We start from the raw sequence: 256 nt of genomic DNA on the forward strand, positions 1-256 counted from the left end.
CAAAACCCAAGGCGTCTACAACATGGTCAAGGACTTCAAGTCCCGCGGCGTCCCCATCGACTGCGTCGGCTTCCAGAGCCACTTCGGCTCCAGCGGCCCACCCGCCAGCTTCCAGACCACCCTCACCAACTTCGCCGCCCTCGGCGTCGACGTCCAACTCACCGAACTCGACATCGCCCAAGCCTCCACCACCAACTACACCAACACCGTCAACGCCTGCCTCCACGTCGCCCGCTGCACCGGCATCACCGTCTGG

General features: G+C 64.5%; 1 protein-coding gene. It reads left to right on the forward strand.

Going from position 1 to position 256, the window contains the following annotated elements; genetic code table 11:
- The coding region (locus IH54_RS0139040) for an endo-1,4-beta-xylanase (protein WP_031526460.1) at positions 1-256 on the forward strand (256 nt) is incomplete at both ends.

This window comes from Streptomyces sp. NRRL F-5123 (assembly GCF_000721495.1).
Lineage (GTDB): Bacteria > Actinomycetota > Actinomycetes > Streptomycetales > Streptomycetaceae > Actinacidiphila.